Origin of the sequence: Gordonia alkanivorans NBRC 16433 (genome assembly GCF_000225505.1) — a bacterium.
Classification (GTDB): domain Bacteria; phylum Actinomycetota; class Actinomycetes; order Mycobacteriales; family Mycobacteriaceae; genus Gordonia; species Gordonia alkanivorans.
In genome coordinates this window covers 17,553-30,784 of sequence record NZ_BACI01000035.1, presented here as the reverse complement: position 1 = coordinate 30,784, position 13,232 = coordinate 17,553, and the positions used below count along the sequence as shown (strand labels likewise).

Sequence of the window (13,232 nt, the reverse complement as noted above, 5' to 3'; positions counted from 1 at the left end):
TTCAGGGAGCGGTGTCGTCGGGGCGCTCACGTCGAACGGGCAGCGTCACATCATGAAGTACCGCCGAATGATCGAACAGAAGAAGAGCTACGCGGAAGCACTCGACTTTGCCGCGTCGCGCAGGGCCGCGGCCGTGTCCGGCTAGCGGCGACCGGCAGATCTCGACTATCAGTGAGGAGCCAAGCATGACCAGTACAGTCGACACCCCGCCCACGTTGGTGACGGATATCCCCTTGGACGTGACCCTCGATGAGCTCGAGAACGATCCCTATCCCATCTACCAGCGCCTCCAGGCGGAGTCCCCGGTCGCGTATGCCCCGGACAGCCACCTCGTGCTGCTGACCACGTGGGCTCTGTGCGAGGCCGCGGGCCGGGACGATGAACACCTCCACGGGCCCGTCGAGCCGTTCAAGACGGCCTACGGTGCACCCAACATCCTCAGCCTCGAGGGTGAGGGTCACGCGGAACTGCGCGGCGCGGTCAATCCCCCGCTTCGCGGCAAGGCCGTGAACTCACGACGCGAGACGCTGTTCCGCGAGGTTGCACGCCGCCGAGTCGACGACATCAAAGGCCTCGGCCAAGCGGACCTGGCGATCGACCTGCTCGAACCGATCAGCCTTGAGGTCATCGGTGTCATGCTCGGCATGGACGACCTGGACATGGAAACGCGTAAGAAGTGGTTCAACAGCCTCGGCGCCTACCTGGTGAACCGAGGGCGAGACGCCAGCGTTGCCGAGCTCGGCGAGGAGGTGAAGACGGAGGTCAGGGCTTACCTCGAAAAGCGACGTGCCTCGTTGTCGGAAGAATCCGATGGCACCGTCCTGTGGCATCTGTTCCACCACGGGTGCCCACCGGGAGAGCTGCGGTCGATCGACCACGTGATCGGAAGTGTGAACGTCCTCATCGTGGGCGGGTTCCAGGAACCCGGTCACGGAATCGCCGCAACCCTGCTCGGGGTCCTGCCCAACGAGGACTATCGAAACCGTCTCACCGAAGACCCCGGGAAGTGGGGACCGATCGCCTTTGAAGAGGCCATGCGGTGGCTGCCCCCGTTCAGTGTCGTCGAGCGAGATGTCCTCAAGGACATGGAGATCGGGGGTGTACTCATTCCGGCGGGAATGAGCGTCGGCCTCGTGATGGGTGCGGCAAACCGAGATCCGGAGCGGTGGGAGCGTCCCGAGGAGTACGACCTGGACAGGCCGCAGCAGAATCACATGGCCTTCGGCTTCGGGCGGCACACCTGTGTCGGACACTTCACTGCCCGGGGTCTGAGCCAGGTTGTCCTGGAAGAGATCTTCCGGGGACTTCCAGGAGTACGCCTTGACCCGGACAAGGAACCGTGGGTGCACGGATGGAGGACGCGGGGACCAAAGTCGCTTCCTGCGGTGTGGGACGCCTGAGCCCCGGCTGGCTTCGAACACGCAACCTGCCGGCCTCGCCCGGCATGGCAGGTTGCGTGTTCGAATTTGTTTGTTTGGCAGTAGGAATTGCATAGCGGCGGGCGCAGTTCAGCATTCGACGAGGCTGACGGCCAAGCCTCCCAGCGAAGTCTCCTTGTACTTCTCGTGCATGTCGGCACCGACGTCGCGCATCGTCTTTACAGCAGCGTCGAAGGACACCAGATGGGCGTGGTCGTCCTCTTGCAATGTGAGAGTTGCGGCCTGGACTGCCGTAACTGCGGCAATCGCGTTGCGCTCGATGCACGGCACCTGCACCAATCCGCCGATTGGGTCGCAGGTCAGGCCGAGGTGATGTTCGAGGCCCATCTCGGCTGCCTTGCCGATCTGGGCGACGGTTCCGCCGAGGGCGGCACACAGGGCGCCCGCCGCCATGGCGCAGGCGGAGCCGACTTCACCCTGGCAACCCACCTGTGCGCCGGAGATCGATGCGTTGGATTTGATGATTGCGCCCAACGCAGTAGCGGTCAACAACATGGCGACGATGCCGTTCCGGCCCGCAGATGGTGCACTTCTGACGTAGTGAGAGATGACGGCCGGGATGATCCCGGCTGCTCCGTTCGTGGGAGCAGTGACGACACGATTTCCCAGTGCGTTCTCTTCATTGACCGCCATCGCATCGAGTTGGATTCGAGCGACCGCGGCTGAGAACCCGTCTTCCTCCGCTACGCGAGCCGCCAATGCCGGCGCCCTCCGACGGACTCCCAGTCCGCCGGGAAGGGTCTTGGGACCGGGTCCCAGACCCGATTCGATGCAATCGTTCATGGCAGACCAGATTTCGGATGCCGCTGAGCCCGGATCAACTCCCACCGCAGCCTCATTCGCCGCAACCAGTTCGGCGATGGTCAGACCGGTTTCGCTACAGAGGCGGTGTAGTTCACCGAAGGAGTTGAAGGTAAAGGGGATCTCGGCCTCGCAAGTAGGGGATGGCGGAAGTCCGACTGTCTCGATGAAGCCCCCGCCGACCGACAGATACGTCCGTTCCAGCACGGCTGTGCCATGCTCGTCGAATGCCGTGAGGTCTATTGCGTTGGGATGGAGTGGATGTGGTTCCCACGGTTCGAACACGATGGGGTCGAGTGTAATCCGTCGCTCGGCGATCGTGATCGTGTCAGTGCCCCTGCCGGCTTCCCATGCAGTGCGGACTGCCGCAGGATCGCAGGTTGCGGGTATGTGCCCCAGGAGGCCAGCAATTACCGCACCGGGAGTTCCGTGCCCTTCCCCAGTGGCTGCCAACGAGCCCCGCAGTACGACGCTCAATCGTTGGGTGGTGTCGACGATTTCGGTCTCGGTGAGTTCGGTTAGGAACGCCGACGCGGCCACCATCGGGCCGACTGTGTGAGAACTCGATGGGCCGATCCCTATCTTGAACAGGTCATTGATTCGCACGTCCGACGCGACCACAGCAAACCCACCTTTCTTGCAGAACAGATGTAGATAAACCGTACAGTCTGATCGTGATACGTGCAGGTCGAGACTGGGGGCTCCGGAGTGGCGCGATCCGAGGGGCCGACGCGGTGGAAGGATTGCTGCCGGACAAACCGGGGCCAGCCGAGTATGAGCGATATCCGGTTGGTGGAGCCTCTGCGCCGCAACGTATTCGGTGTCGACCGGCTTCGTCACGGCTACTTCTGCAGTCGGGATCAGGCGGCGACCTTGCGCTACCTGTCCTCTCGGGGGTGTCTGCGTCGTGGCCGGACTGCTCGATCAGGTCGAGTAGATCCCTTCCGCGCCGTGCGTGCGAGTGGTGTTCTGGATAGGTCAGTCGCTTCTGCCGGCGGGCGGGAGCTGAACTCCAACCTGTCGAGGTACATGCCATGACCACGATCCACATGCACGAGACGACCACCGTGACGCCCGAGCAGTTTCTCGCCGGCCTCACCGACTTCGGACCAGGTCGTAAAGAACTCTTCGGTAACAGCGCAGACAGTTACCTCGAGGTCCTCCACCAAGGCCCCCATGATGCCGATGTCACGGAGGGCTCGAACGGAATCTGGGAAACGCTGCACTACGACTGGACCGATCCCCATCGCGTCGTGATGACGACGACCGACTCCAATCTGTGGGGCGGCCACTCGGGGCACACGTACACCCTCACGCCGCAACCCGCAGGCGGAACGGACGTGGACGTCGTCGTCGTGAGGGACGGAAAGAACCTCAAGGGACGGTTCCTCGCGGGCGTGCTCGGAGCTGTCGGTACCCGAGTCCTGGGCAAGCAGTTCAGGAACTCTGTCGCCGCCATCGAAGCTCGCAGCAACGGAAGGCGAGGGCGGGGCGCGTAGGCCACTGATCGGGACCGTTCGCCCACCCCCGACAATGGTGAGGTGACCGAACGAATTCTGCGCGCGTGAACGTCGGCGACCGATGACCGCACCCGCGCGCTCGAGCCAGGCCATGGTCGTCTGGCTGGTCGGTCTCACGGTCTACTTCGTCGCGGTCCTGCAGCGTTCGTCGCTGGCCGTGGCCGGTTTGCTGGCGGCGGAACGTTTCGACATCACCGCGTCGCAGTTGTCGACCTTCGTCGTGCTGCAGCTGCTGGTCTATGCGTTGATGCAGGTGCCCGTCGGGCTCCTGGTCGATCGGTTCGGTTCGCGTCGCGTATTGCTCACCGGGACGCTGATCCTCACGCTGGCGCAGGTCAGCTTCGCCTTCGCCGACAACTATCCGTGGGCGCTGTCGTCCCGGCTGTTCGTCGGCATCGGCGACGCGATGACCTTCGTGTGCGTCCTACGACTGGTCACCAGTTGGTTCCCGACGAAGCGGATCCCGTTGATGACTCAACTCACCGGGGTGCTGGGTCAGTTGGGTGCGGTGGCGGCGGCGATCCCGATGACGTGGGCGCTGTCGACCCTGGGATGGACGCACGCGTATCTCGCCATCGCAGCCATGGGCGCCGCTCTGCTGCTGGCCACCTGGCTGGTGGTGCGCGATTCGCCCACGGCGCGCTCGGTGTCGGGTCCGGTCCTCGGGTGGGCGGGTATCCGGCAAAGCCTGAGCGCGTCGTGGGAACATCCCGGTACCCGCCTGGGTTTCTGGATGCACTTCTCCACACCTTTCAGCGCCAACGTCCTCGGACTCCTGTGGGGCTATCCCTTCTTCGTGGAGAGCCAGGGCCTGAGCGCCGGCGCCGCGGGTCTTCTGTTGACGATCATGGTGCTCGCGATCATGGGCTTCGGCCCGGCATTCGCCTGGCTGATCACCCGATCGCCTTGGCACCGTTCGACGTTGGTTCTCCTGGTCATCGCGTGCATCGCGACCGCCTGGGCGGTGGTGCTGGCGTGGCCAGGGGCGGCGCCGTTCTGGCTGCTCGTCATCCTGGTGGTGATCTGCGGTATGGGGGGACCCGCGTCGATGGTCGGTTTCGATCTCGGCCGCACATCCAATCCCGCTTCTCGCACCAGCACCGCCACCGGGATCATCAACCAGGCGGGCTTCCTGGCGACCCTCGTCACCGCGGGGCTGATCGGCGTCATCCTCGACTGGCGCACCCCGGACGGCGTAGAAGGCTATCCCGCTGAAGCCTTCACGTGGGCGATGGCCGCACAGTTCCTGCTCTGGGGACTCGGCGCGACACAGATCTGGCGATACCGTCGCAAGGGCAGGGCACGGTTGCTGCGCGACGACCCCGAGCAGTGGTCACGCCAGTCCGGTCGTTCGGTCCCGGGACGACCATGAGACCCATCTGGCCGCACTCGGACCGTGGTCAACCCCGAGCGACCCCGAAAGTGAACTCACCCAAAAGTAGGGGGGGTAGGTCCAGTCTTTTCACTGATGTGCGGGAGCCCTTCGCCGCCCTAGCGTCGAGGTATGAGTGTCACCGACACGGCCCCGAGCCTGACAGTCCCCATCACTGAACCCTCGGCTCCGCCCCGACTGTGGGGTCCGGCGCGGAAGGTGGCGTTCCGGTTCACGTTCATCTACACCGCGCTGTTCTGCCTGACCTTCGCGCAGATCACTTTCGTGTTCCTCGGACCGGCGGGAAGTCTGATGCCGGAGAGCGCAATGCTGTGGCAGATGAGAGCGCTCGCGCCGGTGACGGAGTGGCTGGGCCGCAACGTCTTCGGCGTCGACGCGGTTCTCAACACGACTTCCGGGAGCGGGGACCAGGCGGCGATCTGGATCTACCTGTTCCTGATCGTCGTCGTCGCTGGTGTCGTCACCGCGCTGTGGTCGATTCTGGATCGTCATCGTCCCGACTACGCGCGGCTGTGGTCGTGGACGACGCTGTTCCTGCGGCTCGTGCTCGGCGGGCAGATGCTGTTCTACGGATTCGCGAAGCTCATCCCGTCGCAGATGGGCCAACCCCCACTGGCAACGCTCCTCGAACCGTACGGCGACTTCAGCCCGGCGTCGGTGCTGTGGATGCAGGTGGGGAGTTCACCGGTCTACGAGATCCTGCTCGGCAGCGTCGAGGTACTCGGTGGTCTTCTGCTGTTCTGGACGCGCACAGCCACGCTCGGCGCGATCGTGAGCTTCGTCGCGATGGTCCAGGTGTTCATCCTCAACATGACCTTCGACGTCCCGGTCAAGATCCTCTCGTTCCACCTCGTGGTCTTCTCGCTCATCCTGTTGGCACCGCAGATGCGAAACCTCCTAATTCTGTTCGTATTCGGGCGATCAGCGAATCCCGTCAACCCGCCCGCACTGTTCACACAGGACAAGCTCAACCGGTGGGCGGCGGGGATCCAGGTGGTCCTGGGCATCTGGGTGGCGATCGGAGCGGCCCAGATCAGCTGGACCGCGTACCACGAGTACGGCGGTGGTGCACCCAAGCCCGAGCTGTACGGCATCTGGTCGGTCCAGGACTTTCGCACCGACGGTAGGTCGGTGCCGCCACTCACGACCGACGAAATCCGTTGGCAACGGCTCGTGTTCGACACCGGTGGCGCGACGACTCTGCAGATGATGCACGGTGCACTCGTTCCGATACCGGCCGAGATCGCCGACGGCACACTGCGGCTTCAGCAACCAGCTGCGGTCCTCGATATCGATCGTCCCGACGATGACACCCTCGTGTTGAGCGGCGACCTCGACGGCACTCCGACCACGATCGTCGCGCACCGGATGGACCACGACGCCATGACGTTGCGGAGCAGGGGATTCAACTGGGTCCAGGACGAGCCGTACTTCCGGTGAGATCCTGCACGCCATGTTCGATCAGCGGAACCGGCCCGAGGCTCGTCCGGCACGCTCAGCGCACCGCAACGACGTCGACGAGAACCGTGCGAGAACCCATTCCCAAGCGACTCGCTCCTGTTCGAGGCGCACACGTGTGCCGAGTGAGTCTTCCACGAGGTCGGTGTAGAGGGCTCGCTCGGCGGGTGTGAGCCGGGTGAGCGCAGACGTCGCCGGACGATCCTCGGTGACCCACCGATCCCGGTGCGCGAAGAGGGTTTCGCGGTCCATCAGGATCGACTCGGTCTGGGGGAGCCAGGTCCGTAGTCGGTCGAGAATGGCAAAGCCGTGCGTGTCGATGTCGCCCCAGTACCAGACCGGAACATCGGTGAGCCAGGGGAGCCGGCCGATGCGATCCACTTCGAACCCCTTGCCCCACAACACCATGCCGTCCTCGGGGACGTCGACACTGAGATAGGTGATCTCGTTCTCGACGACGAGCACACGTCGCGGTCTCAACGTCACCTGCGCGAGTTCGTCGGCCCGGACGCTGATCTCGGTCAGCCGCTCGGGCAACCCCAACGTCGACGACGGCCGCAACCGCACGAACTCAGGCTTCGCGCGCAAGCCCAGCCCGGCGAGGAAACCGGCGGCGGTCGAGGACACACCGAGCATCGACGCCAGTACCGACCGGTAGCGTTCGGCGAACTTGGTGTCGACGCCGGGGGCGGTGATCTCGCGTAGGTAGCGGCCCGATCCGCGTTGTGCGTCGAGCCATTCGTAGGCCACAATCAACCGCGGGAACTCCGAGCTCAGATCGACGGCCCGGTGAGGATGTCGGAGTACCCAGGCGCGCACTGTGGGCGTGCCGGCGGATAGGCGCAGCACCTCGTCGAACTGTGCGACGTCGCTCGCCACGCCGAGCAGCGACCATGCCTGCTCGAACGAGTCGATGACTGCTCGCACCGGAAGCTCGTTCCGCCCGACCTGCCGCCCACCGATCGACCGCCAGAGCAGCGTGTAGTGCCGATCGTCGCGCCGCCCCCGATCGAGCGTGGACACCCATTCGCGGGCCGCACCGAGGTCATCACCGATCTGCGGCGCGGTGGGGCCGCGCAGCGGTACTTCGATTGGATCGAACGGGCCGCCACTTGCATACGCGCGCAACAGGGTTCCGTCGATCCACCGGCGTCGGACCCGGGCAACGATGTCGTCGGGCGAGGTCCAGCGACCGCTCACCGCAACTGTCCGTCTCGGCGGGACCGGTACTCCTCGATCGTCATCGTCTGCAACCGTGAGAACGTGCCGGTGGGGTTGTCCACGAAGCCGATCGCCTTCACATACGGCTCGATCACATGCACCTTCTGCAGCGGCGTGACGATCAGCAACTGCAGCCCGAGCTTGGCGAACAGGTCCAGCGCGTAACGAGTGGACACGTCCGATCCCCGCCCGAACGCCTCGTCGATCACCGCGAACCGAAAATCACGAGACTTCTGCACGCCCCATTCCAAACCGAACTGATATGCCAGCGAGGCGGCGAGAATCGTGTAGGCGAGCTTCTCCTTCTGACCGCCGGACTTGCCGTCGGAATCGCTGTAGTGCTCCCACTCGATGTCGGTCTCCACGTCCCGCTCAGAGGCGGAGAACACGAACCAGTTCCGCACATCGGTGACCCGGCGCGTCCAGTTCTTGTCCGAGTCGGCGTGCCCGTCCCGACCGCGGAATCGTTCGATGATCCGCTTGACGTCCAGGAACCGCTGCTCCGAGTACTGGTCACCGTCGACCGCAAGGCTGTCGTTGGTCAGGTTCCGCAGATCGGATCGGAACTGCACCACTTCCTGATTCGTGGTGGCTTCTCGCTCCAGCCGGATACAGCGGCCCGGGTTGTACGGCACCGCGCCCAGCGCCTCGTTGATCCGGGCGATGCGCTCGTCGATCGACGCGGCCTGCCGGTTGAGCCAGTTGTTGAACCCGGCGAGCTCCTGGATGGCGTTCTTGTTCAGCTGGTCCTTGAACTCGGCCTCGAAACGTGGGAGGTCGTCGGTGGCGACGCGCTCGCGGAAGGCGACGAAGTCTGCTCGGGACCCGACGTCGGCGTCCATGTCGGCGCGCAGGTCGGGCCATCGTCGCAGGACCTCGGCCATGTACTGAGCGAGGTTCTGGCCGTGACCACCGAGCTCACGGGTGAGTCGTTCGATCCGCTGATGCAGCACGGACGAGAGTGTCGATTCCGCCGCGGGGCAGTCATCTGCCGTGGTCGGCATGACGTCGAGGCGTTGTGCCAGAGCGTCATACGACGCCCGTGCGGTCGTGAGGTCGGCCTCGGCGTGCTGTGCGATGAACGCGTCGGTCCCGGCACGAAGTTGCTCGGCCTGGTGTCGGGCCGCCGCAGTGGTTGCCAGTTTGCCGGTCAGCTCGTTGATCGTCGCGTTGAGGGCCTCGGCGTGCTCGGCATTGCGTTCCAGCGCCACCGTGATCTCCTGCAGCCGTGAGGAACCCGATTCGAGACGGGCCCGCTCTGCGTCGTGCGCCTCGACGCGATGACGGGCCTCGTCGACGTCGAGTTCGGTCCAGGAATGGAATCCCTCTAGCCGGGCGAGTGCTTCGCTGCGCTTCTGCACGACGTCTCGCTGTTCCGACATCGTGGTGATCTCCGTGGCGGCGGCCGACTGCAGACGCTCGAACTCATCGAGATCGTCACGCAGCGCGGCGATCTTGCGTTCGTTGGCCCAGCCGAGGACCCATCGCCGGGGATCGTCGACGCGGTGCCGGTCGTCCTTCTCATGACGACCACCGGAGCGCACCTGGCCTTCGCGTGTGACGGCGCGCGTGGCCGCTCGGAACTCGGCGATGTTCTCCGTGCGCCGGTGGTCGGCTCGTTTGAACACCTCGGCACGCAGGTAGTCCTCGAAGGGCCCGTCCTTGATCTCCAGGCACTCGGCGAGCACGGGAACGTCGGAAGGCTGGCGCTGTAACGGAATCTGTCGCCCCGGCACGCGCTCATATACCAGGCGCGCACCGACGTTCCGGCCGCCGGCGCCTCGAAAGGTCAATCGTCGGCCGTTGACCCACTCCGCGACCGAATCGTAGTGTTGCTGCGGCACCAACAGCGAGAGCGCGAAGCCGCGCAGAACCCGCTCGGCCGCGCCGCGCCACTCACCGTGCTCCGCGGCGACATCGAGAAGTTCGCCGGCATAAGGAAGATCGGTGTGGGTGAGCCCGAGGTCGGTGGTGAGCTGATCGCGCAGTTGTACCTGGTCGGGCGGCAGATTGCTGGTGCGGTTGCGGAGGTCGTCGAGTTCGTCGCGGATCGCATCCGCCCGTCGGACCGCGTCTTTCTCGTGTCCGATGGCGTCGGCGATCGTGGTGTCCAATGCGCGTTTGGTCGCCAGTAGCCGGGAACGTTCGTCGTCGATGAGGCCGCGCAGAGCGCTGAACTGCTCGGCGGAGGTCACCGGATCGAATCCGGCATCGGCGATTGTGGCGTCGAACAGTGCCCGGCCGTGCCGGCGTTTCTGCAGATCGTCGCGCGCCGCGGCGGTGAGCCGTTCGAGTTCGCCGACGCGGTCACCGCCGGCCCGCGCCCGCTCCTCGATGAGCGACTCGCGTTCGCGAGCCAGGTCGCGCTGGCGTGCGGTGGCTTCGTCCTGGCGGCGTAATAGGCTTTCACCTTCGGCGGTGTACGTGACGATCTCGCCGGCGAGCAATCCGGAACGGTGCTCGGCGATGAACAGCCGAACGGCCGCGCGCTGCAGGTCCAGCTCATCACGTTCGGCCAGTGCGGCGTCGTACTTGCGGCTGGTGGCGACGATGGGATCGAGTGCCTCGAGCTGCTCGCGGGCTCGCTTGACGGCGTCGAACGCCTTGGTGAGGTCGTCGAAGTGGCTGATGATGTCGCGGACACGCTCGGAAGCGTCGCTGGGTTCGAGCATGTGTCCGCGCACGAACTCGTTGAGGTTGCCGACCGACTTCATCGACACCGTCTGGTGGAGCAGTTCGAGCGCTTGCTCGGACCGTATGCCGAGCAGCCGTCGCATCGAGGTGGAGTATTTCGGGAATTCGTCGACCACCTCGGCACCGCCGGACCGGAGTCGCTTGCGCAGGTCGCGGAGGTCGGAACCGAAGTCCGCGAAGTCGGTGGCGATGGTGAGTTGTTTGGTCGCGGTCACATAGAACCGGTAGGGCTGCCCGACGGTGTCGCGTTGCTGGAACACTTGAGCGAGGGTCACGGTCTCGTCGTAGCCGCCGTTTCCGAACACACCGAGGATGACCGAGTAGGTGTTGCGGTTCTGCCGGAGGCCTTTCGCGCGGGATCGCCCTGTCGATTCCTGTCGTTCGGACTTGTAGTGGCCTTCGACGTAGGAACGAAGTGTGCGTTCCTTGACCTCCGCACCGGCGGCCTTGTTGTAGGCGATCTTGTGAGCGGGCATAAGCAGGGTGGTGACCGCGTCGACCAGGGTCGACTTGCCCGATCCGATGTCTCCGGTGAGCAGTGCCGTCTCCGTGCCAGGGGTGAGTCGCCACACCTGTCGATCGAACGTGCCCCAGTTGAGGACCTCGACGTACTGCAGACGGAATCCCGCCCCCTGGGCGGGCCCGCCGAGTTCGACCGATGAGAAGAGTCCCTCGGTCATCGGCTTCCTCCGTCATCGGCCGGCCGTCCGGCGTACTCGCGGAGCTTGCCCGCGAAATCCGACAGTGTCTGCGCGTCGATGTAGGCCTTGATGATGCGCCGGACCTCCCACTGGTCGGTGTGGCCCCGCAGTTGGCGCAGGAATCCGAGTTCGACAGTCTTCTTGATGGTGCTCTCGGCCTGGTCGACGAGGCGTGCCTCGTTGGTCGACTCGGCCTGGAACAGGCGCAGCATCTCGACGATCTGGTCGGTCGACAGGACGAGTCGACCCTCGCCGCCGGTGATCTCGAACTCCAGCAGGCGTTTGCGGAGGAGTACCAGTAGCAGGCTGACGTTGTAGGTCAGTGCGCGGCGTCGGACCAGCCGCGGAAGTGGTTCCTGTTCTTCTTGTTCCGGCCGTGAGCGGAGGTAGGCGTAGCCCTCGGAGTCGTCGACGACGACGTCGACTCCGATCGTGGCGAAATGGTCGCGTACGCCGGCCCCGGATCGCTCGAGCGTGGCCCAGGCATCCGCGTCGGATTCGCGGTAGACCACGCCCTGCATCAGCCGGATGATGGTGCTCGCGACGGCGCGTTCGTCGGTCATCGTCGCCTCACCGTGACTCTCGGAAGCCGGGCACGCCGGATGGTGTCCGGATCGTTGGGATCGGGGTATTCCAACAGGGTCTCGTCGGAGGCGTCGATGTCGATGCTGACGTCATCGTCGTCGAGCGCGAGATAGCCGACGATCTCGGCTGCGCCCTGCTCGATCGGGTACATGCCGACCACATCGGACAGCAGCGCGGACGACCGCTCGGGCAGGATCGCGCGGATGTTGGCAGCCAGACGGGCCTGGTCGACGAAGGTTTGGGTGAACAGCAGCTCGGCGTCGAGGTCCTCGGTGGCGTGCTCGATGTGGCTCTCGACGGTCGCCGAGGCGGGCTGCTGGTAGAGCGGCCGTTCGAAGGGCAAGGCGATCTCGATCCCGGGCTGGTCGACGTCGAGACCGAAATCCAGTGTGTCGCCGCGGAGCTCGAGCGCGGTGCTCTCCACGGCACGGACGAGGTCGAAGACTCGGCGGTTCTCGAGCCACACCTGGTCGTCGAGGAAGCGGCGAAGTTGTTCGGAGATCTGGCGGACGGTGCGCTGGGTGCGGTCGGCTGCCTCCGACCAGTCGTGGTGGATGCCGCGGATGCGGTGGTCGACTTCCACGAAGTCGAGCGAGGACACCTTGTCGAGCAGGGCGGACAGTTCGGTCTGCCGAGAGTCGGAGAGCAGGAACTCGAAGAACGACTGGAAGCTGCGCCCCTGGTCGGACGAGGCGATCTCCGACCGACTTCCCACCAACTCGGCGAGGAGTTCGCCCTTCGGGCCGTCCCAGGCGGCGATCTTCTCGCGGGCGGCGCGGTCGAGGAGGCGAAAGTTGTCCTCGACCTCGCGGAAATCGGAGAGCAGCTCACGCGCGGTCGACGACAGCTGCTGGTAACGGTCTCGGACCCCTGTCTGGTCGAGAACCGCGATGTGGCCGGACTCGACGGCGTCGATCTCGGCGTCGATCTCGGCACGACGCCGCCGCAACTCCGCGAGTCGGACCCCCGGGTCGGATTCGACGCCGTGCACGATCTGCCGGAGCAGTTCGACGACGGTGTGCAACCGCGACTCGGTTCCGACGAAGGCTCTGCCCTGGAGGGAGACGACCCAGGAGTATGCCTTCTCGAAGGCCGGCGTCACCTCGTAGTGGACTTCGTCGTCCCCCGGCGGGTAGAAGCGACGGAGAAAGCCCGCCTCCGTTGCGGCCCAGTCCTCGAGGTACGCACGAGGTTCCTTCGGGAATCGAGCCTGTCCGTCTTCCGCTGCGGCTGCGGTGTTCAGGTCGTAGAGGAGGTCGTCCAACGCCGCGGCGAGGTCGTTGGCCGAACTCGCACCCCGGTTACCCTCGACGAAGTAGTTCCCGAGGAACGTCAGGATGAGCGGGGAATGGTGAGCACGCAGCAGCCGCCATGCGGGATGTCGTTCCCACAAGCCGGTGAACGCGTGGAAGTCCATGGA

General features: G+C 65.1%; 9 protein-coding genes. 4 read left to right on the top strand and 5 right to left on the bottom strand.

Annotation, left to right across the window (positions count from 1 at the left end):
• Nucleotides 1-185: 185 nt before the first annotated feature.
• Nucleotides 186-1,400, top strand: a complete 1,215-nt coding sequence (locus tag GOALK_RS05440; protein WP_006357799.1) for a cytochrome P450 — start codon at nucleotides 186-188, stop codon at nucleotides 1,398-1,400.
• Between the two features lie 108 nt (nucleotides 1,401-1,508).
• Here the strand turns inward: GOALK_RS05440 and GOALK_RS05435 are convergent, their stop codons facing one another.
• Nucleotides 1,509-2,861: an L-serine ammonia-lyase gene (locus GOALK_RS05435; RefSeq protein ID WP_006357798.1), complete on the bottom strand. Its 1,353-nt coding sequence runs from the start codon at nucleotides 2,859-2,861 to the stop codon at nucleotides 1,509-1,511.
• Between the two features lie 413 nt (nucleotides 2,862-3,274).
• On the opposite strand from GOALK_RS05435, the gene GOALK_RS05430 reads away from it, so the two are divergent.
• The 3 genes from GOALK_RS05430 to GOALK_RS05420 all read left to right on the top strand — a co-directional run bounded on the left by GOALK_RS05430 (nucleotide 3,275) and on the right by GOALK_RS05420 (nucleotide 6,593).
• On the top strand, nucleotides 3,275-3,739 hold the full coding sequence (locus tag GOALK_RS05430) for a hypothetical protein (protein ID WP_006357797.1): 465 nt from the start codon (nucleotides 3,275-3,277) through the stop codon (nucleotides 3,737-3,739).
• An 82-nt stretch (nucleotides 3,740-3,821) separates the two neighbouring features.
• Nucleotides 3,822-5,132 (top strand): MFS transporter, encoded by a 1,311-nt coding sequence (locus GOALK_RS05425; protein WP_006357796.1) that lies wholly within the window; start codon nucleotides 3,822-3,824, stop codon nucleotides 5,130-5,132.
• 132 nt (nucleotides 5,133-5,264) lie between these two features.
• On the top strand, nucleotides 5,265-6,593 hold the full coding sequence (locus tag GOALK_RS05420; protein WP_006357795.1) for a DoxX family protein: 1,329 nt from the start codon (nucleotides 5,265-5,267) through the stop codon (nucleotides 6,591-6,593).
• A gap of 21 nt (nucleotides 6,594-6,614) precedes the next feature.
• Here GOALK_RS05420 and GOALK_RS05415 read toward each other — a convergent pair whose 3' ends face one another.
• From GOALK_RS05415 to GOALK_RS05400, 4 genes are read right to left on the bottom strand one after another with little or no spacing between them, the layout of a single operon-like run.
• Complete coding sequence (locus GOALK_RS05415; RefSeq protein WP_006357794.1) at nucleotides 6,615-7,811, bottom strand: Wadjet anti-phage system protein JetD domain-containing protein; 1,197 nt, start codon at nucleotides 7,809-7,811, stop codon at nucleotides 6,615-6,617.
• Nucleotides 7,808-11,206: an ATP-binding protein gene (locus GOALK_RS05410; protein ID WP_006357793.1), complete on the bottom strand. Its 3,399-nt coding sequence runs from the start codon at nucleotides 11,204-11,206 to the stop codon at nucleotides 7,808-7,810. Before GOALK_RS05410 ends, GOALK_RS05415 begins: the two co-directional genes overlap by 4 nt.
• The gene (locus tag GOALK_RS05405; RefSeq protein ID WP_006357792.1) at nucleotides 11,203-11,790 is read right to left on the bottom strand and encodes a DUF4194 domain-containing protein; all 588 of its coding nucleotides are present in this window, start codon (nucleotides 11,788-11,790) and stop codon (nucleotides 11,203-11,205) included. The genes GOALK_RS05410 and GOALK_RS05405 overlap by 4 nt, the downstream gene beginning before the upstream one ends.
• Entirely contained in the window at nucleotides 11,787-13,229 is a 1,443-nt protein-coding gene (locus tag GOALK_RS05400; RefSeq protein WP_006357791.1) for a DUF3375 domain-containing protein, read from the bottom strand. The genes GOALK_RS05405 and GOALK_RS05400 overlap by 4 nt, the downstream gene beginning before the upstream one ends.
• Nucleotides 13,230-13,232 lie beyond the last annotated feature (3 nt).

Bases quoted from the DNA above. Each gene is read 5' to 3' on its own strand.
- GOALK_RS05440 (WP_006357799.1), top strand. From the start codon at position 186: ATGACCAGTACAGTCGACACCCCGCCCACGTTGGTGACGGATATCCCC.
- GOALK_RS05430 (WP_006357797.1), top strand. From the start codon at position 3,275: ATGACCACGATCCACATGCACGAGACGACCACCGTGACGCCCGAGCAG.
- GOALK_RS05425 (WP_006357796.1), top strand. From the start codon at position 3,822: ATGACCGCACCCGCGCGCTCGAGCCAGGCCATGGTCGTCTGGCTGGTC.
- GOALK_RS05420 (WP_006357795.1), top strand. From the start codon at position 5,265: ATGAGTGTCACCGACACGGCCCCGAGCCTGACAGTCCCCATCACTGAA.
- GOALK_RS05410 (WP_006357793.1), bottom strand. From the start codon at position 11,206: ATGACCGAGGGACTCTTCTCATCGGTCGAACTCGGCGGGCCCGCCCAG.
- GOALK_RS05405 (WP_006357792.1), bottom strand. From the start codon at position 11,790: ATGACCGACGAACGCGCCGTCGCGAGCACCATCATCCGGCTGATGCAG.
- GOALK_RS05400 (WP_006357791.1), bottom strand. From the start codon at position 13,229: ATGGACTTCCACGCGTTCACCGGCTTGTGGGAACGACATCCCGCATGG.